Genomic DNA, 22,112 nt, shown 5'->3' on the forward strand with positions numbered 1-22,112 from the left:
ATACTGATGGACGTTCCTGAGCCGGACATGATCGGGCGCCGGGCAGCCCCGATCGGAACCTCGCCCCATCGGCACTCTCCGGAGGAACCTGCCCCATGAGATCAAGGATGAAGCTGCTGGGCGCCGCCCTGGTGGCCGCCGCGGTGGCCGCGCTGGCGGCCGTCACGATGCCCGCGCCCGCCTCGGCGGCGGCGCTGACCGAGGTCACCAACTTCGGCGCGAACCCCAGCAACCTGCGCATGTACCTGTACGTGCCGGACCGGGTCGCGCCCCGGCCGGGCCTGCTGGTCGCCGTCCACTACTGCACCGGCACCGGCCCGGCGTTCTTCAACGGCGCCCAGTTCGACGAGTTGGCCAACCAGTACGGCTACATCGTCATCTACCCGTCGGTGACCCGCAGCAGCCAGTGCTTCGACGTCTCCTCCCCGCAGGCGCTGCGCCGTGACGGCGGCAGCGACCCGGTGGGCATCAAGTCGATGATCGACTACGTCCGGGCGCGGTACCCCGTCGACGCCGACCGGATCTTCGCCACCGGCGTCTCCTCCGGCGCGATGATGACCAACGTCCTGCTCGGGCTCTACCCCGACGTGTTCGCCGCAGGTGCGGCCTTCGCCGGGGTCCCGTTCGGCTGCTTCGCCACCACGAACGGCTCGGAGTGGAACAGCGAGTGCGCCAACGGGCAGATCACCAAGACGGCCCAGCAGTGGGGCGACCTGGTCCGCAACGCCTACCCGGGCTACACGGGCAAGCGGCCCCGGATGCAGCTGTGGCACGGCACGAACGACGAGACCCTCCGCTACCCGAACTTCGGCGAAGAGGTCAAGCAGTGGACGAACGTGCACGGGCTGAGCCAGACCCCGACCTACACCGACACTCCGCAGTCCGGCTACACCCGCACCCGCTACGGCGGCAGCGGCACCATGGCGCCGGTCGAGGCGATCAGCATGGCCGGGGTCTCGCACAACCTGCCCGTCGACGCCGCCCAGGCCATCCGGTTCTTCGGCCTGGACAGCGCCACCCCGCCCACCACGCCGCCGCCCACCACGGCCCCGCCGACGACGCCGCCGCCCACCACCCCGCCGCCGACCACCCCGCCGCCCACGACTCCGCCGCCGACCACCCCGCCGGCCGGCGGGGGCTGCGCCGTCGGGTACGCCGTCAACGCCTGGAACACCGGCCTGACCGCCGCCGTCACGATCACCAACACCAGCGGCGCGACGGTCAACGGCTGGAGCCTGGCGTTCACGCTGCCGGGCGGGCAGACCATCACCAGCGGCTGGAACGCCACCTACTCCCCCACCAGCGGCGCGGTGACCGCCCGTAACGTCTCGTACAACGGCGCGATCGCGCCGAACACGTCGGTCAGCATCGGCTTCCAGGCCAACCACACCGGCAACACCGCCAAGCCGGCCTCGTTCACCCTCAACGGGGTGGCCTGCTCGGTCTCCTGATCTCACCCGGTGGCGGGCACTGCGCCACCACCGCCTGCGAGGGCGCGCGCCGCTGCCGGTGCGCGCCCTCGTCACGATCCCGCAACGCCGGTCGCCGGCACGGGGGTCCGGGTACGACTCCCCGTGCCGGCGACCCACACCGGCCCGCCCCGCCGGCTGCGGCAGGCCCGGTGGGTGGTCAGCTCGTCGCGGTGGCGGGCTCCCCGGGGCCGTCCCCGGCCACGACCGGCTCGACGGTCCGGTCCGCCAGGTGCTGGCGCACCGACCAGGCCACCGCCGCCGCCCAGGCGGCCACGATGACGAGATAGCTGGCGTACCGGACGCCGGTGGGGGCGTCGATCCAGTCGCTGAGCAGCAGGGTCCGGACGTTGGTGAGGATGATGACACCGCCGACGGCGGAGCCGAGGACCCGCGGTGGCACCATCCGCACCAGCCAGGCGGCGATCGGCGCGGCGATCATGCCACCGAGCAGCAGCGCGCCCACCCAGCCGAAGTTGATGTTCTCCGAGCCGATCCCGACCAGAAACCCGGCGCTGGCGGCGATCGCCACCAGGAACTCGCTGGTGTCGATGGAACCGATCACACGGCGCGGCTCCATCCGTCCGCTGGCCAGGATGGCGGGGGTCCCGACCGGGCCCCAACCGCCGCCGCCGGTGGCGTCGACGAAGCCGGCCACGAGGCCCAGCGGGCCGAGGAAGCGCTTGCGCAGGGGCAGCCCGACCCGGTCGCGGGGCAGCCCGGAGACGGTGAACCGGACCAGCACGTACACCCCGAGGGTGAGCAGGATCAGCGACATGATCGGGGCCGCGGTCGCGGTGGAGAGGCTGGACAGGAACGTGGCGCCGGCGAAGGCGCCGAGGGCCCCCGGCACGCCGACCCTGCGGACCACCGTCCAGTCGACGTTGCCGAAGCGCCAGTGCGCGGCGCCGGAGACGAGGGTGGTGCCGATCTCGGCCAGGTGAACAGTTGCGGAAGCGCTCGCGGCGCTGGTGTTGATGGCGAGGAGCAGTGTTGTCGACGTCACGCCGTAGGCCATGCCGAGGCTGCCGTCTACCAGTTGCGCACCGAGTCCCACAAGGGCGAGGAGAAGGAGTTTACGCACAATAACCGCCGATCCGAAAGACAAAAGGGGGTCTGGCAGTGCCGGGCGGTGACGACGGTCGAGGCGGACCGCACCGTCCCGGCGAGCCGAGTCTGTGCAGGTACAGGGATTGTCGTAGGCGACGGCGGCTGCCCCATTGACGGGCAACTCCGCGCTAATCATTCCGACAGATTGGGTAAAACGCTCGTTAAGCGGAGCTGTGGTGCCGCCGCCCGGTCGCGGTATCGGCTCGTCCAGCGCGACCGCCGGCAAGGCCGTCGCTGAACTCGCCTCCTGTGGCCGACCACACTCGATGCGGTCCGCGTCGGTTACCGCAGTCAGGGTGACGCGGGTCACAACAGGTCACCCACCAGGGCGTTCGCTGATCGCCCGGCGAAGCTCACCTCACTTTCGGTGAATGTCGAACTTAATCGATGGGTAATAGCGATGACGACATTGACAGGGATCGTTGAGGCAGCGCGCAACCCCTGGCAAGACCCGTTCCACATCGTGAGACAGAACGACTAAAATCACCCACAGCCAGGGAATGCTCGGAGCACGTAAAACAATTTCGTAATGAACTCGACAATCGCCGCACGGCGGCGGGAGGCACCGTTCGCGCCCCCCGCCGCCCCGCCTCGCGGCCATTTTGCCTGGCCACCTCGGCGGCAAATCCCGCCGCCTTAGTAGGAAATCTTCACCTCCCCGATCAGGTTGGTCAGATTTAACCGGGCCGTAACTGGGCGACGCTACGTTATGACCGAGCGCGACATTGACTGCTGCAAATTAGGGCCCGAGCGCCGGTGGTACGGCCGGCCGGTCCAGCCCGTCGCCCCGCGATCTTCTCGCGACCGAAGTGGGAGCCTGATGAGTACTGCACCGCACACGCGCGACCTGATCATGGTTGTCAACCCTGCCGGCGCACTGGAGCCCGGCCCACGGATCACCGCCGCCGCCTGCGCCGGCGGCGGGCTGGGCGTGCTCGACCTGGCCGGCGGCGACGACTGGTCGCTGCGCGCGCTGACCCAGGCCGCCTCCTGGTCCCCCGGGCCGATCGGCGTCCGGGTGCCGGCCGGCTGCCTGGCCACACCGGACGAGGTCGACCACGCCGCACGCGGGCGGGTCGACCTGGTGGTGGTCACCTCCGACAGCCCCTGGTCCCTGGCCGAGATCACCCCGAGGTACCGGGTGATCGTGGAGGTCACGAGCCGGGAGGAGGCCCGCGCCGCCGCGGCGGGCGGGGCACACGGGCTGATCGCCCGGGGCCTGGAGGGCGGGGGCCGGGTCAGCGACCTCAGCTCCTTCGTCCTGCTTCAGCGGCTCGTCGCCGACGACACCGTCGACCTGCCGGTCTGGGTGGCCGGCGGCATCGGGCCGCGCACCGCCGGGGCCTGCCTCGTCGGCGGGGCCGCCGGCATCGTCCTGGACACCCAGCTCGCCCTGATGCCCGAGTCCGAACTGCCGGCCGACGTCAAGGCCGCGATCCGGCGCATGGACGGCTCGGAGACGGTGCTCGCCGACGGGGCCCGGGGGATGCGCCGGGGCGGCCAGCACGACGTGCGGTCGGAGCTGCTGCCCATCGGTCAGGACGGCTGGCTCGCCGCCGTCTTCGCCGACCGCTGGGCCGACACCGCCAGCGCGGTGCGGGCCATGCGGGCCATCATGCTCGACGCCGCCGACGACCCCGAGGCGGGCACGCTGCTGCTGCCCGGCGCCCCGCTGGCCGAGGCGCTCGGGGTGCGGGTGCCCGTCGCCCAGGGCCCGATGACCCGGGTCAGCGACGAGGCGGGCTTCGCCGCCGCGGTCGCCGACGGCGGCGCCCTGCCCTTCATCGCGCTCGCCCTGAACTCCGCGGAGCAGTGCCGCCGGATGCTCACCGAGACCGCCGCGCGGCTCGGCGACCGACCCTGGGGGGTCGGCGTGCTCGGCTTCGCCCCCGAGGAGTTGCGCGCCGCGCAGCTGGCGGTCATCCAGGAGATCCGCCCCGGCTTCGCGATCATCGCGGGCGGGCGGCCGCCGCAGGCCAAGGCGCTGGAGGAGCAGGGGATCAGCACGTTCCTGCACGTGCCCTCCCCCGGCCTGCTGCGGCAGTTCCTGCGCTCCGGGGCGAGGAAGTTCATCTTCGAGGGCGCCGAGTGCGGCGGGCACATCGGCCCCCGGTTCAGCTTCCCGCTGTGGGAGGCGCAGCTGCTGGTGCTCGAGGAGTACCTCGACGGCGAACCGGGTGCCGCCGCGCAGCTCCAGGTCCTCTTCGCCGGTGGCGTCCACGACGCCCGCTCGGCGGCGATGGTCGCCGCGATGGCCGCGCCGCTGGCGCGCCGGGGGGCCCGCATCGGCGTGCTCATGGGCACCGCGTACCTGTTCACCGCCGAGGCGGTGGAGCACGGCGCGGTCCAGCCGCTGTTCCAGCGGGAGGCGCTCACCGCCGAGCGGACCGCCCTGCTGGAGACCGCGCCGGGCCACGTCACGCGCTGCCTGCACACCCCGTTCGTCGACGACTTCCACGCGCTGCGCGCCCAGCTGGAGCAGGCCGGCGCGGAGAACCGCGAGGTGTGGGAGCAGCTCGAACTGCTCAACGTCGGCCGGCTGCGGATCGCCAGCAAGGGCCTCAAGCGCAACGGCGAGACCATCGAGACGGTGGACGAGGGCGTCCAGGCCGCCGAGGGGCTGTTCATGGCCGGGCAGGTCGCCGTGCTGCGCGACGCCGCCACCACCGTGGCGGGCCTGCACGACGCCGTCAGCTCCGAGGCCCGCGACCTGCACGCCGCCCGGCTCGACGCGCTGCGCGCCCGGTTCGCCCCGCCCGCCGAGATCGAGGAGCGCCCCGCGCCGCTGGACATCGCCATCGTCGGGATGGCCTGCATGCTGCCCGGCTCCCCCGACCTGGACAGCTTCTGGCGCACCGTGCTCACCGGCGCCGACGCGGTCACCGAGGTCCCCGCCGAGCGCTGGGACACCGACCTCTACTACGCCCCGGAGGTCGGGCCGGGCCAGACCGGCCGGATCAGCGTCTCCAAGTGGGGCGGTTTCATCGAGCCGGTGCCCTTCGACGCCATCGGCTACGGCATCCCCCCGACGGCGCTGGGCAGCATCGACCCGACCCAGCTGCTCGCCCTGGAGGTCTCGCACCGGGCCCTGCTCGACGCCGGCTACCCGCACGACGCCGCCGGGGTCGACCACTCCCGCACCGGCGTCGTCTTCGGCGCGGAGGCCGGCAGCGACATGGGCCACGCGCAGACCCTGCGCACCATGCTGCCGGCGTACCTCGGCGAGGTGCCCGACGAGATGCAGGACCTGCTGCCCACGGTCACCGAGGACAGCTTCCCCGGCGTGCTGGCCAACGTCATCGCCGGTCGGGTCGCCAACCGCCTCGACCTGGGCGGGCCGAACTACACCATCGACGCCGCCTGCGCCTCCTCGCTGGCCGCCATGGACGCTGCCTGCAAGGAACTGGTCAGCGGCGACAGCGACATGATGATCTGCGGCGGCGCCGACCTGCACAACGGCGTCAACGACTACCTGATGTTCACCTCGGCGCACGCGCTGTCCCCGACCGGCCGGTCGCGGCCCTTCGACAGCACCGGCGACGGCATCGCCCTCGGCGAGGGCGTGGCCTGCGTCGTCCTCAAGCGGCTGGCCGACGCCGAGCGCGACGGCGACCGGATCTACGGCGTGATCAAGGGACTCGGCGGGGCCAGCGACGGCCGTGCCCTCGGCCTGACCGCCCCCCGCCCCGACGGCCAGCGGCGGGCGCTGGACCGCGCGTACCGCCGCAGCGGCGTCTCCCCGCGCGACGTCGGCCTGGTGGAGGCGCACGGCACCGGCACCGTCGTCGGCGACCGCACCGAGCTGGAGACCCTCACCCGGATGTTCGTCGATGCCGGCGCGGAGCCGGGCGGCTGCGCGCTCGGGTCGGTGAAGTCGCAGATCGGGCACACCAAGTGCGCCGCCGGGCTGGCCGGCGTGATCAAGGCGGCCCTGTCGCTGTACCACGGCGTCCGGCCGCCGACGATCCACCTGAAGCGTCCCAACCCGGCCTGGCACCCGCAGCAGAGCCCGTTCGCCTTCTACACCGAGGCCCGCCCCTGGCCGGCCCCCGCCGAGGAGCGGATCGCCGGGGTGAGCGCCTTCGGCTTCGGCGGCACCAACTTCCACGTCGTGCTCAGCGCCCACGCCGGAGCCCCGGAGCCCCGGCACGGCCGACGGATCTGGCCGGCGGAGCTGTTCTGCTTCCGGGGCCTCGACCGGGCCGCGGCCCACCAGTCGGTCCGGCAGCTGCTCGACGGCCTCGCCGGCGATGCCGGGCGGGACCGCCCGGGACGCCTCGCCGAGCTGGCCGCCTCGGTGGCCGCGAAGTCCGCCGGCCGCTCCGGCCCCACCCGGGTGGCGATCGTCGCCCGGGACCTGACCGAGCTGGAGACGCTGCTGCACCGGGCGCTGGCCGGCGAGCACGACCCGGCGCGGGGCCTGGTGCAGCCGGACGAGGTCGAGCCGGTCGGGCCGGGCCAGGTCGCGTTCCTCTTCCCCGGGCAGGGCAGCCAGCGCCCCGGCGCCCTCGCGGAGATCTTCGTCGCCTTCCCGGAGCTGCGGCACTATCTCGAACTCGACCGCGACGCGGCCGAGCTGCTCTTCCCCGCCGCCGCCTTCGACCAGTCGTCGCGGCGCGAGCAGGAGGAGCGGGTCCGCGACACCCGGGTCGCCCAGCCCGTGCTGGGCATCGGCGGGCTCGCCGTCGACCACCTGCTGCGCCGCCTCGGCGTACGCCCGGACATGACCGCCGGCCACAGCTACGGCGAGCTGGTCGGGCTCTGCGTGGCCGGCGCCTTCGACGCGCCCACGCTCATGGCGCTGAGCCGGGAACGGGCAGCGTCGATCCTGGGCGCCGCCGGGGAGGACCCGGGCACCATGGCGGCCGTCAACGCCTCCGCCGACGACGTCGCCGGTGTCCTCGCCAGCGCCGGGCTGACCAGCGAGGTCGTGCTGGCCAACCGCAACTCCCCGACGCAGGTGGTGGTCTCCGGGCCGACCGCGAAGGTGCAGTCGGCGGTGGTCGCGCTCAAGGAGGCCGGGCTGTCGGCCAAGGCCCTCTCGGTCGCCTGCGCCTTCCACAGCCCGGTGGTGGCCGGCGCGGTGGAGACCTTCGCCGACGTGCTCGCCGCCCACCGGATCGCCGAGCCGCGCATCCCGGTCTGGTCCAACCTGACCGCCGCGCGCTACTCCGGCGACGCCGACCAGGTGCGCCACCACCTCGCCGAGCAGATCGGCGCCCCGGTCCGCTTCGTCGAGCAGGTCGAGGCGATGTACGCCGCCGGCGCCCGCGTGTTCGTCGAGGTGGGCCCCGGCCAGGTGCTCACCCGCCTGGTCAAGGCCGTGCTCGGCGACCGGCCGCACCGGGCGGTCGCCTGCGAGCGCGGGCCCGAGGAGGGGCTGCGCGGCTTCCTGATCTCGGTCGGGGAGCTCGCCTGCGCCGGCGTGCCGGTGCGCCCCGACTGGCTCTTCCACGGCCGGGTCGCCGCCGACGCGCCCGCCACCGCACCGACCCGTCGTCCGATCTGGACGGTCGACGGGCTGCTCGTCCGGGACCAGCACGGCAACTGTCTTCCCGGTGGCATGACCCCTCCCCGACGGATCAAGGAGTTGTCGATGACCCCAGCGAACGGTGCCGTCACCGGTACCCCCACCGGCACCGGCCCCGACGCCGGCGGCCAGGACATCCGTGGCGAGCTGCTCAACGAGTACCTGCGCGCCACCCGGGACATGATCGCCTCCCAGCGCGACGTGATGCTCGCCTTCCTCGGCGACCCCGGCAGCGGCGGCTCGGGCAGCGGCGGCCGGCTCGTCTGGCAGCCCGCCGAGGCGTACCGGGTCGAGGGCCACACGCCGGCCGCGCTGCCGCAGGCGTCGGCGGCGCCCGCCGTCGCCCCGCCGGCCGCGACCCCCGTGCCCGCCGCCCCGCGGCCCCCGGCGACCGCGCCCACGGCGGCCCCCGTGCCGACCGTGGCGCTGGCGACCAACGGCGGGTCGGCCCTGGCCACGACCATCGCGCCGGCGCGACCGGTGGCCCCGGCCGTCGTCCCGGTCTCGCCCGCCGTCGGGCCCATCATCCCCGCGCCGGCCCCCGCTCCCGCTCCGGTTCCGGCCGCGGTGCCGGTGGCCACCGGGCCGAGCGTCGCCGACTTCCAGAACGCCATCCTCGCGGTGATCAGCGAGCGCACCGGCTACCCCGTCGACCTCATCGAACTCGACCTCGACCTCGAAGCCGACCTCTCCATCGACTCCATCAAGCGCGCCGAGGTCGCCGGCGAAGTCGCCCAACGCCTCGAACTCGCCGTCGAAGGCGACGAGAGCGAGCTGGAGGACCTCGTCAAGGCCCGCACCGTCCGCGCCATGGTCACCTGGCTCGACGACAAGATGGGCTCCGCGCCCGCCGCCGCCCCGATGGCCGCGCCGGTCGTCGTCCCGCCCGCCGGCACGCCGGTCGGCGTCACCACGGCCGACTTCCAGCAGGCGATCCTGAGCGTCATCAGCGAGCGCACCGGCTACCCCGTCGACCTCATCGAACTCGACCTCGACCTCGAAGCCGACCTCTCCATCGACTCCATCAAGCGCGCCGAGGTCGCCGGCGAAGTCGCCCAACGCCTCGAACTCGCCGTCGAAGGCGACGAGAGCGAGCTGGAAGACCTCGTCAAGGCCCGCACCGTCCGCGCCATGGTCACCTGGCTCGACGAGAAGCTCAACGGCGCGGTCACCGCGACGGCGACCCTGACCGCCACCGCGAGCATCGCCGCCCCGCCCGCCCCCGTCCAGGCCGCCCCCGCCGTGGCCCCGGCCGCGCCGGAGCCGGCCGACGCCGGGGTCGGCGTCGGGATCGCCCCGAAGCGGCTGGTGGCGCAGGAGAGCGTCCGCACCGAGCCGGTCGGCGACCCGGCCACCGTGCTCGCCGGCACCCGGTTCCTGATCACCGGCGGCGGCGCGATCGCGGCGTACCTGGCGGAGCTGCTCGGCGAGTACGGCGCCAGCGGCCAGCTCGGCGTGCTCGACAGCCAGCAGGCCGGCGAGGGCTTCGACGGGGTGCTCGTCCTCGACGGGCTCACCAACCTCGACGAGCCGCTGCTGCCCGACGTGTTCCCGCTGCTGCAGCGGGCGCTCGCGACCGGCCCGCGCTGGCTGCTGGCCGCCGGGGCCCGCGACGCCGCCGGGGCCGCCGACGGCATGCCCGGCCTGTTCCGCACCATCGCCCGCGAGTACCCGCAGCTGACCGCCCGCTTCGTCGAGGTGGACCCGGCCGCCGCGGCGGACGTGCTCGCCCGGCAGCTGCTCAACGAGGTGCTCACCAGCAGCGAAGCACCGGTGGTATACCTCCGGGGCGACGACCGCTACGTCGCCGACCTGGTGCCGGTGGAGCTGGGCGCGCTGGCCGCCGGCGGGGCCGGCCCGGCCGGCGACGGGGTGGCCGAGGCCGCCGCGATCGGCCTGGAGCCGGACTCGGTGATCGTCCTGATCGGCGGGGCGCGCGGCATCACCCCGTGGTTCGCCCGGACGCTCGCCTCGGCCAGCCGGTGCCGCATCGAGCTGGTCGGCCGTACCCCGCTGCCGCAGGGCCCGGAGGACCCGGCGCTGGCCGCGGCCGGCGACAAGCAGGCCCTGGTCGCGGCGCTGGCCCGGCAGGGTCTGCGCAACCCCGCCGAGATCGACCGCACCGCCCAGCGCATCCTGGCCGCCCGGGAGGTCAACGCGACCATCGCCGAGCTGACCGAGCTCGGCGGCGAGGTCCGCTACCACACCCTCGACGTCCGCGACACGGCGGCGACCCGGCACCTGCTGGGCCGCATCCACGCCGAGCACGGCCGCCTCGACGGCCTGGTGTACGCCGCCGGGATCATCGAGGACAAGCTGATCGCCGAGAAGGACCCGGCGTCGTTCACCCGGGTCTTCGACACGAAGGTCGACGGGGCGCGCGGGCTGCTGACCGCCCTGGACGAGCTGCCCGCCAAGCCGCGCTTCGTGGTCTTCTTCGGCAGCATCGCCGCCGCCTACGGCAACCGGGGACAGTCCGACTACGCGGCCGCCAACGACGCCCTGGACACGATCGGCACCCGCTACGCGGCCCGGACCGGGGTGCGCACCGTGACCGTCCACTGGGGCCCGTGGGCGCCCGGCGCCGGCCACGGCGGCATGGTCACCGCCGAGCTGAGCCGGGAGTACGCCCGGCGCGGCATCGGCCTGATCGACCCGGAGGAGGGCGCGCTGGCCCTGCTGCGCGAGCTGGCCTGGGCCGACGCGGCGGTCACCTCGGTCGTCTACACCGCCTCGGGCTGGTGAGCGCGCCGATGCCCCGCAACGCCCCCGCCCACACCGCACGACGGAGGAACCGATGAGCAACGGCGCACCCGCGCCCGGCCAGATCGCGATCGTCGGGATGGCCGCCCTGATGCCCTCCGCCGGTGACCTGGAGAGCTACTGGCGCAACCTGATCAACGGGGTCGACGCGATCACCGACGTGCCGCCACACCGGTGGGACGAGGAGTTCTACGACCCGGAGCAGGCGCACCGGCCGGACCGGATGTACTGCAAGCGCGGCGGCTTCGTCGACGAGTACGCCACGTTCGAGCCGCTGCGGTTCGGGGTGATGCCCGCCTCCATCGGCGACATCGAGCCGGACCAGCTGATCACGCTGGAGGTGGCCGCCGCCGCGATCGACGACGCGGGCGGCACCGACAAGCTGCCCGACGGCGAGCGCGTCGGCGTCATCCTGGGCCGGGGCGGCATCCTCAGCCCCGCCCAGGCCCGCTACGCCCAGCGGGTACGGATGTCCAGCCAGGTCATCGGGATCCTGCGGGAGCTGATCCCGGACGTCGACCCGGCCCGGCTGGAGCTGCTGCGCAAGAAGTTCGACGAGCGGCTCGGCCCGTACCAGCCGGAGGGGACCATCGGCCTGGTGCCGAACCTGGCCGCCTCCCGGGTGGCCAACCGGCTCAACCTGCGCGGCCCCGCGTACACCATCGACGCGGCCTGCGCCTCCTCGCTGATCGCCGTGGACCAGGGCATCACGGAGCTGCTCAACGGCCGGCTCGACGCGGTGCTCGCCGGCGGCGTGCACCACGTGCACGACATCAGCTTCTGGTCGGTGTTCAACCAGCTCCGGGCGTTGTCGCGGCAGGGCGAGATCCGGCCGTTCGACGCCGCCGCCGACGGGCTGCTGATCGGCGAGGGCACCGGCGTGGTGGTGCTCAAGCGGTACGCCGACGCGGTCCGCGACGGCGACCGGATCTACGCGGTGATCCGGGGCAGCGGGGTCTCCAGCGACGGCAAGTCCGCCAGCATGTTCAACCCGGCGGTCTCCGGGCAGGTGCTGGCCATCAGGCGGGCCTGGGAGGCCGCCGGGCTCGACCCGACCGCCCCGGACGCGCTGGGGCTGCTGGAGGCGCACGGCACCGGCACCCCGACCGGGGACGCCGCCGAGCTGACCACCGTGGCCCAGGTGTTCGGCCCGTACGCCGGCGGCCCCCGCCCGGTCATCGGGTCGGTCAAGTCGATGATCGGGCACACCATGCCGGCCGCCGGCGTCGCCGGCCTGATCAAGGCCGCGATGGCGGTGCACCGGGGCGTGCTGCCGCCCACCCTGCACTGCGAGTCCCCCCGGGCGGAGATGGCGGCGACCCGGTTCGCCCCGATCGCCACCGCCCAGCCGTGGGAGAGCGACGGGCCGCGCCGGGCCGGGGTCAACGCGTTCGGCTTCGGCGGGATCAACGCCCACCTGGTCATCGAGCAGGCGCCCGCGTCGGCCGGCGAGCCGCTGGTCGGGTTCACCGCGCCGGCCGCCGGCTCCGGGGCGGTCACCGTCGACGAGGCCGACCAGGTGCTGTGGCTGGCCGCGGCGAGCCCGGCCGGGCTCGCCGAGCTGCTGGACCGCGACGACGAGACGGTACGCCGCCTCGGCGCCGACCTGGCCGCGCGCTCGGGCGGCGACGCGCCGGGGCGGGCCCGCCTCGGCATCGTCAACCCCACCGACAAGCTGCTCGCCGTGGCCCGCAAGACGGTGGCCCGGGGGCAGGCGTGGCGGGGCGGGCGGGACATCTGGTTCAGCCCGCAGCCGCTGCTGGCCGACGGGGCGGGCAAGCTCGCGTTCGTCTTCCCCGGCCTGGAGGCGGATTTCTCGCCGCGCACCACCGACCTGGCCGCCCACTTCGGGCTGCCCGACCGGGAGTGGTCCGCCGCCGACCTGGGCCGGCACGGCGCCGGCCTGATCGAGGTCGGCAAGCTGTTCAACGAGGCGCTGGAGCGCATCAACGTGCGCCCCGACGCCGTCTCCGGGCACAGCATCGGCGAGTGGACCGCCGCCGCCGTCAGCGGCCAGATCAGCACCGCCGCGATGGACGAGTTCCTGGAGCTGTTCAACGCCGACTCGGTGGAGGTCTCCGGGTACGTCTTCGCGGCAGTCGGCGCGGGCGCCGACAAGGTCACCCCGCTGCTCGGTGACTTCCCCGGGGTGGTGCTCTCGCACGACAACGCACCGGCCCAGTCGGTGGTGAACGGGCCGGAGACCCAGGTGGACCGCCTGGTGGAGGCGCTGCGGGGCCGCAACATCCTGTGCCAGAAGCTGCCGTTCCGCTCGGCGTTCCACACCCCCGCGTTCGCCGAGGGGCTGACCTCGATCGGCGCGGCGCTGGGCCGGTGGGAGGTCCACCCGACCCGGATGCCGGTGTGGTCGGCGACCCTGCACGCGCCGTTCCCCGCCGACGAGGACCAGGTCAACCACATCTTCGTCCGGCACATGATGGAGCCGGTCTGGTTCCGGCAGACCGTCGAGGCCATGTACGCCGACGGGTTCCGCGTCTTCCTCCAGGTCGGCGCGGGGCAGCTCGCCTCGCTCATCGGCGACAACCTGCGCGGGCGCGACCACCTCGCGATGCCGGTGAACACGGCGCACCGCACCGGGCTGAACCAGCTCCGCCGCGTCGCCACCGCGCTGTGGGTGGAGGGGGCCGCCCCGGACCTGCGGGCCCTGACGACCCCGGCGCGTCCCGCGCCGGCCGCCCCGGCGAGCACCACGCCGGCGAAGCCCGCCAGCAGCACCACCGGCCGGCGTGGTCCCCGGATGAAGCTCGACCTCGGCGGTCCCCTGGTCCGCCTCGGCGCGGACGCGGCCGGCCTGCTCGGGCTGGACGCCATGCCGGGCGCCACCGCCGCGCCGGCACCGGTGCGGCCCGCCGGCAACGGGGCGTCCGCCGCCCGGCCGACGGTGGGCAACGGCACGGGCCCACGCCCGGCCGCCGGCAACGGCACGCCGGCAGGCCCGGTCGCCGCGCCGGCCCGCGCCGCCGGCACCGGTGCCCCGGCGGCACCGGTCGCCCGTCCCGCAACGGGCAGCGGCGCACCGGCGGCCACGCCCGCCCGCGCCGCCGCCCCGGCGGCACCGCAGCCGGTCGTACCCCAGGCCGGCGCCGCGCAGCAGGCCAGCGCCGCGCTGTCCAAGGAGGCCAGCGCCGCGATGACCGCGGTGAACCGGCTCGCCGGGCAGTCGAGCGCGGCGGCCGAGTTCGCGGCCCTGCTCCAGGACACCGCGCAGAGCGCGGCCAGCGTGCTGGCCGCCACCGGCGGCACCCTGGCCCCGGCCCGCCCGGCACCGGCCGGCGGACCGGTCCGGTCCCAGCCGCCGCGACCCGCCGTCGCGCCGGCCACCACGCCGGCCGCGCCCCGCACGCCCGCCTTCAAGGCCCCGACCCCGGTCGCGCGCCCCGGCGTCAATCCGGGCGAGATCGGCCGGATCACCCTGCGGGTCTCCCTGGAGACCATGCCGTACCTGCTGGACCACTGCTTCTTCGTGCAGCCGGACGACTGGCCGAACCCGGAGGACCGGTGGCCGGTGGTGCCGGCGACGGCGCTGGTCGCGCACATGATGGACGCGGTGGAGCAGCTGGTGCCCGGCACCCGGGTGGTCCAGGTGCACGACGCCAAGTTCAACAGGTGGCTGATCGCCGAGCCGGCCACGGACGTCGAGATCGTGGTGAAGACCGCCGGACCGAACCTCTACTCGGTCGTCTTCGCCGGCTACGCCCGGGCCACGATCGAGGTCGGCACCGCGTACCCGGCCCCGCCGGAGGTCTGGACGCACGACCCGGCCACCGAGCGCCCGCCCACCCTCGGCGCCGCCGAGATGTACGCGGAGCGCCTGATGTTCCACGGCCCGCAGTTCCAGGGCGTGACCGAGGTGCACGCGCTCGGCGACATGCACGTGCGGGGCATCGTCACCGCCCCGGTGCCGCCCGGCGCCCTGCTGGACAACGCGTTGCAGCTCATCGGCAACTGGCTGATCACCACGCAGCCGTTCCGGACGGTGGCCCTGCCGGTGGGGCTGGGCCGGGTGCGGTTCTTCGGGCCGCCCCCGCCGGCCGGCCGGGCGTTCGTCTGCGTCGCCCGGGTGCAGACCATCGACGACGGGAAGCTCGTCGCCGACACCCAGCTCAGCTACCAGGGGCGGGTGTGGGCGCAGATCGAGGGGGCGGTGGACCGGCGGTTCGACAGCCACCCGCAGGCCCGCGTCGCGGAGCGCTTCCCCGAGCGGTACCCGATGTCGCACTTCCAGCCGGAGGGCTGGACGATGGCCTTCGACTGCTGGACCGACCTGGTCACCCTGGGCATGGCGGCCCGGGGCATCCTCGGCGGCGCGGCCAACGCCGAGTACGAGCGGCAGCCGGCCAAGACCCGCAAGCAGTGGCTGCTCGGCCGGATCGCGGCCAAGGACGCGGTGCGCTCCCGGCTGTGGGAGCAGGGCCACACCGACATCTACCCGATCGAGCTGACCGTCGGCAACGACCCCGACGGGCGGCCGTGGGTGCGCGGTCGGCCCGGCCGCGGCCTCGACGACTGCGACGTCTCGCTCGCGCACTGCGGCGACATCGGGGTGGCGATGGCCCGGTTGCGTCCCGCCGGGTCGCCGGCCACGACGCCGGGCGTCGGCATCGACGTCGCCGAGGTCACCGACCACCCGGACAGCACGTTCGGCTTCGCCCTCACCGGCGGCGAGGCGGCGCTGCTGGCGTCGCTGGCCGGCGGGGACGCCGCCGCGCGCCGGCTGTGGTTCACCCGGTTCTGGGCGGCGAAGGAGGCCGTCGGCAAGGCGGAGGGCACGGGGCTGGACGGCAAGCCGCGCATGTTCCAGGTGCGCGAGGCCGCCGACGCCGTGCTGACCGTCGAGGTCGCCGGGCGCGCCTACCGGGTGGGTTACCGGGAGGTCGACAACCCCGAGGACCTGCCGCCCCGGCGCTACGTCGTCGCCTGGACCTGGGGCCCGGAGCCGGCCCCCGCCACCCCGCCCGGGGTGTCCCGACCGTGAACGACCTACCGGGCCGGCCGACCGGCCGGCCCACCCCGACAGCAGGTCACCCCACCGGAACAGTAGAAGGAGCAACCATCATGGCCGCGGCCCAGGACAGCATCCTCGCCGACCTCACCGAGATGATCAACGCCGTACTGGGCGACTTCGCGACCGACCAGGTCATCACCATGGACACCACGTTCCGCGACGACCTGGGCATGGAGAGCATCGACGTCGTCTCGCTCGCCGGCCGGCTGCAGGCCCGCTACGGCGACACCGTCAACTTCGCCCACTTCGTGGCGAAGCTCGACCTGGAGACGGTGGGCGAGCTGCGGGTCGGTCAGCTCGTCGACCACATCGCCACCTCCCTGGAGGGCGACGGGGTCCCGGCGGGCAGCCGGTGACGATGGTCAAGGCGAACGGGATCACGCTGCACGTGCAGCGGCTCGATCCCGCCGGTCCGGCCCCCGCGGGCCGGACCGGGCCGACGCCGACGGCGGTGCTGATCCACGGCATGGCCTCGGACACCATGGCGAGCTGGTACTTCACCATGGCCGAGCCGCTGACCCGGGCCGGCTTCCCGACCGTCCTGTACGACCTGCGCGGCCACGGCCGCAGCGACCGCCCGGCCACCGGGTACGCCCTCGACGACTTCGTCGACGACCTGGCGGCGCTGCTGGTCGAGCTGGACGTCACGGGGCCGCTGCTGCTGTTCGGCAACTCCTTCGGCGGGACGATCGCCTTCGGCTACGCCGCGCGCCACCCGGACCGGGTGGCCGGCATCGTGGCCGTGGAGTCGTCCCCGCCGACGCCGGAGTGGATGGGCCGGGTGCGGATGCGGCTGGAGCGGGTCGCCGCCCGGCTGCCCCGCGAGGGGGCGCTGGCCGAGATCGGCGCGGCCCGGGGGCGCATCGCCGCCCGCCGGGCCGCCGACACCGGCCGGATGCTCGCCGAGACCACCATGACGGCGGAGCTGCCGGCCAGCCGGCTGCCGGCAGGAGACGCGCTCGCCGCGATCGCCTGCCCGGTGCTGTGCCTCTACGGCGGCGACTCGGCGGTGGGCGAGCTGGCCCCGGCCGTACAGGGGCTGCTGCCGCAGACCCGCGTCGTCGTCCTGCCCGACGAGAAGCACTCCGTCCTGATCGACCGGCCCGACTCGGTACGCCGGCACGTCCTCGCCTGGCTGGGCGAGGAGTGCGGGCTCGACGTGGCCCCACCCGTCACCACATGACAGCGCGACTTCCAGGAGGAATCCCGATGGACACCCCGATCACGGGTCGGTCGATCATCATCAGCAACGGACGCTGCGGCTCGACGCTGCTGTCCGACCTGATCCACGAGGAGCCCGACACGCTGTCGGCCCAGGAGTTCTTCATGTCGGTGACGCCGTGGGCGCGCAGCGCCGAGGTGATCACCGGCGCGGAGTACTGGGCGGTGCTGGCCAGTCCCAAGCCGGAGCTGGCCACGCTGTTCCGGATCGGGCTGCCGCCCAAGGAGGTCCGGTACCCGGCCACGGGCCGCTGGGCCGACCGGATGACGGAGCTGCCCCGGATCCTGGCGATCACCCTGTCGAAGCTCACCGACGACCCGGACGCCCTGTTCGACCAGCTCGCCGAGCGGGTCCCGAGCTTCGGCACCCAGTCGGTGGCCCGCCACCACAGCGACTTCCTGGACCTGGTGGCCACGCTCACCGGCAAGACCCGCTGGGTGGAGCGCTCCGGCGGCTCCAGCCACCTGGCGCCGCACCTGCTCAAGGGCTTCCCGGACTGCAAGATCGTCTATCTGACCCGGAACCGGGAGGACACGGCGAAGTCGATGAGCCGGCACTCGTCGTTCCAGCTCATCCAGCTCCGGGTGGAGTTCCTGGGCCGCTGCGGCCTGGACCCGTTCCGGGTCACCGACGCCGACGACGTGCCGGCGGACCTCCAGCCGTTCCTGCCGCACCGGCTGACCGCCGAGGCGCTGCGCGAGCGCGGCGAGGACATGCGCCGCTACCTCGGGTTGTGCGCGTTCATGACCAGCCAGGCCGACCAGGCGCTGGCCGACGTGCCGCCGGAGCACCTGCTGCGGATGCGCTACGAGGACCTGGTCGCCGACCCGGTCGGCGAGCTGACGCAGCTCGGCGAGTACCTGGAGTTCCCCGAGGCCGCGCAGTGGGCCGAGCGGGTCGCCGGGCGGGTCGTCGCCCCGGCCCGCAAGCCCGCGCCCGCCGCCGCCTGACCCGCCCCACCCCACACCGCACCCCGTTCTCCTGCGCGCCGCGGCCCGGACCGCCGGGCCCGGCCGCCGGTGTCCCACCCTTTTTGCTGGAAAGAGAGGCAGTTGGTGAATCCACTCCGGATCTCCACTCGGCGGCTGTTAGCCGCCGTTGCCGTGCTCGGGCTCGGGCCCGTGCTGGCGGTTCCCTCGGCGGCGCTCGCCGCGCCGCTCGACGCCGCCGGGGCGGCCGGCGGCCAGCCGCCGACCACGCAGCTCCTCGCGAAGGCCCCGCCGGACGAGTGCTTCGCCGGGATCGGGCAGCCGTACCCGGCGGGCCCGCCCTGCGAGACGGGGCAGGCGAAGGTCAACCAGGCGTACCTGTGGGGGATGACCCGCGCCGGCCGGACGCTGTTCTTCGGCACCGGAGCGAACGTCAACTGCCTCACCAGCGGTCGGACGCTGGAGAACACCGTGCCCACGCAGAACGCCGACTGGGTCTGCGAGTACGGCGAGAGCCAGATCGCCAAGCGCAACCCCCAGTTGCCGGTCAAGCTGGGCGACCACCGCATCCCGCGGCTGTACACGTACGACACCAAGTCGAACCAGCTCACCGAGAAGACCGAGTTGGTGAAGGCCGCCTCGCCCGACGACGCGACCCGGCTGCAGAACACGGTCGGCATCCGGGCCGCCGGCAACTACGGCGGCGTGGCCCTGCTGGGCGGACCGGCGCTGGGCGAGAGCATCAACCTCTTCGCCTTCGACACCGACACCGGTGCGTACCTGGGCTCGCACAACTTCACCTCGTACGGCAACATCCGGCACTTCACCGTGGCCGACGGCGCGCTGTACGCGGGCGTGGGCGTGGGCAACAACGGCGGCAACCGCGGCCACGTGCTGCGGTGGATGGGCAGCAAGACCGACCCGTTCAACTTCGCCCAGGTGGCGACCCTGCCGGCGCAGGCCGCCGACCTGACCGTCCACGAGGGCCGGATCTTCGTCACCACCTGGCCGGGCTCGGACAACGAGTTCTCCGGCGGCGAGGCCGCGCCGGCCCCGGTGCCGGCGAGCATCGCCTCGGTGTGGATGAGCCCGAAGCTCTCCGACGGCGCGCCGGGGCTCACCCCGGACGACGACGCCGCCTGGCAGCAGGTGTGGAACGTGGCCAGCTACGAGCCGGACGCGGTGGTCGCCCGCAGCTACGGCCTGGGCGGCCTGGCCTCCTACGGCGGCTACCTGTACTGGGGCACCATGCACGTGCCGATGAAGGCCACCAGCCTGCACCTGAGCATCTACCCGCCGGTGGACGAGGCCGGGCTCACCGCGACGGCCCAGAACACCCAGCGGGCGGTCAGCATCTACCGGGGCAAGGGCTTCGGCTCGTCGAAGCAGAAGGTGGACCTGCTCTACGGCTCGACCGAGCTGCCCGCGTTCGACCCGGAGGCCAACGGCGGGGTCGGGGCGTGGACGACGAAGTCGACCAACTACACCCCGAAGTACGGCCCCGCCGGCTTCGGCAACCCGTACAACAACTACACCTGGAAGATGGCGGTCGCCGGCGGCAAGCTCTACGTCGGCACCATGGACTGGAGCTACCTGGCCAAGGAGTTCGGCCAGCAGACCGCCACCGCGCTCGGTCTGTCGCCGCAGATGGGTGACGTGCTGGCCAAGGCCCCGGCCGTGGCGGCGGCGCCGGCCGGCGCGCGGGCCACCGCCGAGATCCCCGAGGCGGTGTACGGCGGTGACCTGTACGCGTTCCCGTCGACGAAGAAGCCGGCGACGACGATCAGCGACACCGGGGTGGGCAACTACCTGAACTACGGGGTGCGCAACATGGTCGTCGACGGTTCGACCATCTACCTGGGTATGGCGAACCCGATGAACCTGCGTACCGACCCGAACGACGACGTTCCCGAGGGCGGTTGGGAGCTGATCAAGCTCAAGGCCGGCTGCTGATCTCCGTGCCGCCGGCCCGGCGTCCCCTCCTGCGCCGGGCCGGCGGCCGGCAGCCCTTGCCGAACCCTGGCCCGTTCCTGACATTCCTCGAACATTCGCGGGCGAAAGTGTTCATATGATGACTTTTTCCGATTTTCGCCCTACCGTCGGGGCTCCCGGCGGTCGGTCACGCCGGTCGCCCTCCCCCGCCACCCGACTCGCCGGGGCGCTCGCGCTCCTCGTCGGGCTGACCCTGCTCGCCGGCTGCACCCGGGGCGGCGGCGGGGCCGACGACGGCGGGCCGGGCGCCGGCCGGGCCTCCGACGGCGCGTCGGCGGCGGACGTGCCCGTCGGCTCCTCCCAGCGCACCCTGACCGTCGACGGGCGGGACCGCACCTACCGGCTCTACCGGCCCGCCTCGGCGAAGCTGACCGACCCGGTCCCGCTCGTGGTCATGCTGCACGGCGCGGCCGGCACCGGCGAACAGGCCGAGGAGGCGTACGGCTGGACGGAGGAGGCCGACCGCAAGGGCTTCGTGGTCGTCTTCCCCGACGGCATCAACCGCGCCTGGGCGGTCGGGCCCGAGTGCTGCGGCGCGCCCGCCCGCGAGGGCGTCGACGACGTCAAGTTCATCACGGAGCTGGTCCGCACCGTCGGCGAGACGGTCCCGGTCGACCCCGCCCGCACGTACGTCTCCGGGATCTCCAACGGTGGGCTGCTCGCGTTCCGGCTGGTCTGCGACACCACGGTGTTCGCCGCCGTCGGCGCGGTGGCGACCACGCTCACCGGGCAGTGCGCCGACCCGAAGCCGGTGTCGGTGCTGCACATCCAGGGCAAGCTCGACAAGACCATGCCCTACGGCGGCGGTCCCGGCCGGCGCGACAACGGCGGCACCGGCCGCAACCCGGTGAAGATCGACGGCCCGCCCGCCCCCGAGCTGGCCGCCCGGTGGCGCGCCGTCGACGACTGCGGAGAGCCGAAGGAAACCACCGACGGCCCGGTCGTGCGCACCGCCGCGACCTGCCCCGAGGGGCGCGGCGTCGAGCTGATCACCATCACCGACGCCGGCCACCAGTGGCCCGGCGGCAAGCCCAACCCGCCCCGCGCGCAGCGGCTGCTCAACCTCGACCCGCCCTCCACCGCGCTGAACGCCACCGAGACCATCTGGCAGTTCTTCAGCGCCCACCCCAAGCCCGCCGGCGGCTGACCGCCGCACCGCGCCGTCCGCCGCCGGCACCCCTCGTGCCGGCGGCGGACGGCGGCACCCCGCACCCCCAGACAGGAGAGCAGATGCCCAGCAGAGACGGGCCGGCCGTGGTCGAGGTCGCCGACCTCGTCAAGCGCTACCCCCGCAGCGACACCAACGCCGTGGACGGGCTGTCGTTCACCGTCGCGCCGGGCGAGATCTTCGGGCTGTTCGGGCCCAACGGCGCCGGCAAGTCCACCACCGTCGGCATCCTCACCACCCGGCTGCGGGCCACCGGCGGCCGGGCCCTGGTCGGCGGGGTCGACGTCGGGCGCGATCCGGCGGCCGCCCGCGCCCAGCTGGCCGTGGTGCCCCAGCACAACAACCTGGACCGCGCCCTGACCCCCCGGCAGAACCTGGTCTACCACGCGACCTACCACGGGCTACCCCGGCGGGAGGCCGAGAGCCGGGCCGGGGAGCTGCTGGAACGCTTCGGTCTCACCGAGCGGGCCGACCGGCGCATCGAGGCGTACTCCGGCGGGATGGCCCAGCGGCTGATGATCGCCCGGGCGCTCACCCACGACCCGATGGTGCTCTTCCTCGACGAGCCGACCAACGCCCTCGACCCGCAGACCCGGCTGCTGATCTGGGGCCAGATCCGCCAACTGCGCGAGCGCGGCGTCGCGATCGTGCTCACCACCCACGCGATGAACGAGGCGGCCCGGACCGTCGACCGGGTCGGCATCGTCGACCACGGCCGGCTGCTCACCCTCGACACCCCGGACAACCTGGTCCGGGGCCTGGCCGGCGACGCGCTGCTCGACCTCACGCTCACCCCGGCCCCCGCCGACGACCCGGAGGCGCTGTGCGCCGCGCTGGGCGAGCTGGACGGCGTACGCAAGGCGGAGCGGCTCGCGTCGCCCGCCGTGCCGGCCGGTCTGCGGC

The 22,112-nt window shown here is 74.2% G+C and carries 10 protein-coding genes; 9 read left to right on the forward strand and 1 reads right to left on the reverse strand.

Translation table 11 applies throughout. The annotated features are described in order from the left end of the window. Positions 1 to 95: 95 nt before the first annotated feature. Positions 96 to 1,451, forward strand: coding sequence for an extracellular catalytic domain type 1 short-chain-length polyhydroxyalkanoate depolymerase (locus ACVMYR_RS30020; RefSeq protein WP_457123397.1), 1,356 nt, complete (start codon positions 96 to 98; stop codon positions 1,449 to 1,451). A 178-nt stretch (positions 1,452 to 1,629) separates the two neighbouring features. On the opposite strand, the gene ACVMYR_RS30025 is transcribed toward ACVMYR_RS30020, so the two are convergent. Then, positions 1,630 to 2,553, reverse strand: coding sequence for a sulfite exporter TauE/SafE family protein (locus ACVMYR_RS30025; RefSeq protein ID WP_077937639.1), 924 nt, complete (start codon positions 2,551 to 2,553; stop codon positions 1,630 to 1,632). Between the two features lie 846 nt (positions 2,554 to 3,399). Between ACVMYR_RS30025 and ACVMYR_RS30030 the strand changes: the two genes are divergently transcribed. The 8 genes from ACVMYR_RS30030 to ACVMYR_RS30065 all read left to right on the forward strand — a co-directional run. Next, entirely contained in the window at positions 3,400 to 10,854 is a 7,455-nt protein-coding gene (locus tag ACVMYR_RS30030) for an SDR family NAD(P)-dependent oxidoreductase (protein ID WP_457123398.1), read from the forward strand. A 52-nt stretch (positions 10,855 to 10,906) separates the two neighbouring features. Then, a complete protein-coding gene (locus ACVMYR_RS30035) occupies positions 10,907 to 15,868 on the forward strand; it encodes a beta-ketoacyl synthase N-terminal-like domain-containing protein (RefSeq protein ID WP_457123399.1) in 4,962 nt (1,653 codons plus the stop codon). A gap of 80 nt (positions 15,869 to 15,948) precedes the next feature. Then, entirely contained in the window at positions 15,949 to 16,254 is a 306-nt protein-coding gene (locus tag ACVMYR_RS30040) for an acyl carrier protein (protein WP_043963276.1), read from the forward strand. Between the two features lie 2 nt (positions 16,255 to 16,256). After that, positions 16,257 to 17,081 carry an alpha/beta fold hydrolase gene (locus tag ACVMYR_RS30045; RefSeq protein ID WP_228987118.1) on the forward strand — a complete coding sequence of 275 codons (825 nt, stop codon included), beginning with the start codon at positions 16,257 to 16,259 and terminating at the stop codon, positions 17,079 to 17,081. Between the two features lie 26 nt (positions 17,082 to 17,107). Beyond that, entirely contained in the window at positions 17,108 to 18,070 is a 963-nt protein-coding gene (locus tag ACVMYR_RS30050; protein WP_077937635.1) for a sulfotransferase domain-containing protein, read from the forward strand. Between the two features lie 105 nt (positions 18,071 to 18,175). Next, a complete protein-coding gene (locus ACVMYR_RS30055; protein ID WP_457123404.1) occupies positions 18,176 to 20,002 on the forward strand; it encodes a hypothetical protein in 1,827 nt (608 codons plus the stop codon). Between the two features lie 118 nt (positions 20,003 to 20,120). Then, positions 20,121 to 21,188: an extracellular catalytic domain type 1 short-chain-length polyhydroxyalkanoate depolymerase gene (locus tag ACVMYR_RS30060; RefSeq protein WP_457123400.1), complete on the forward strand. Its 1,068-nt coding sequence runs from the start codon at positions 20,121 to 20,123 to the stop codon at positions 21,186 to 21,188. Between the two features lie 83 nt (positions 21,189 to 21,271). After that, positions 21,272 to 22,112 (forward strand): ABC transporter ATP-binding protein (locus ACVMYR_RS30065; RefSeq protein ID WP_457123401.1); only part of this gene is annotated, 841 nt, incomplete at its 3' end.

The sequence above is a fragment of the Micromonospora sp. PTRAS2 genome, from assembly GCF_054052245.1.

Bases quoted from the DNA above. Each gene is read 5' to 3' on its own strand.
- ACVMYR_RS30040 (WP_043963276.1), top strand. From the start codon at position 15,949: ATGGCCGCGGCCCAGGACAGCATCCTCGCCGACCTCACCGAGATGATC.
- ACVMYR_RS30030 (WP_457123398.1), top strand. From the start codon at position 3,400: ATGAGTACTGCACCGCACACGCGCGACCTGATCATGGTTGTCAACCCT.
- ACVMYR_RS30020 (WP_457123397.1), top strand. From the start codon at position 96: ATGAGATCAAGGATGAAGCTGCTGGGCGCCGCCCTGGTGGCCGCCGCG.
- ACVMYR_RS30050 (WP_077937635.1), top strand. From the start codon at position 17,108: ATGGACACCCCGATCACGGGTCGGTCGATCATCATCAGCAACGGACGC.
- ACVMYR_RS30035 (WP_457123399.1), top strand. From the start codon at position 10,907: ATGAGCAACGGCGCACCCGCGCCCGGCCAGATCGCGATCGTCGGGATG.
- ACVMYR_RS30060 (WP_457123400.1), top strand. From the start codon at position 20,121: ATGACTTTTTCCGATTTTCGCCCTACCGTCGGGGCTCCCGGCGGTCGG.
- ACVMYR_RS30045 (WP_228987118.1), top strand. From the start codon at position 16,257: ATGGTCAAGGCGAACGGGATCACGCTGCACGTGCAGCGGCTCGATCCC.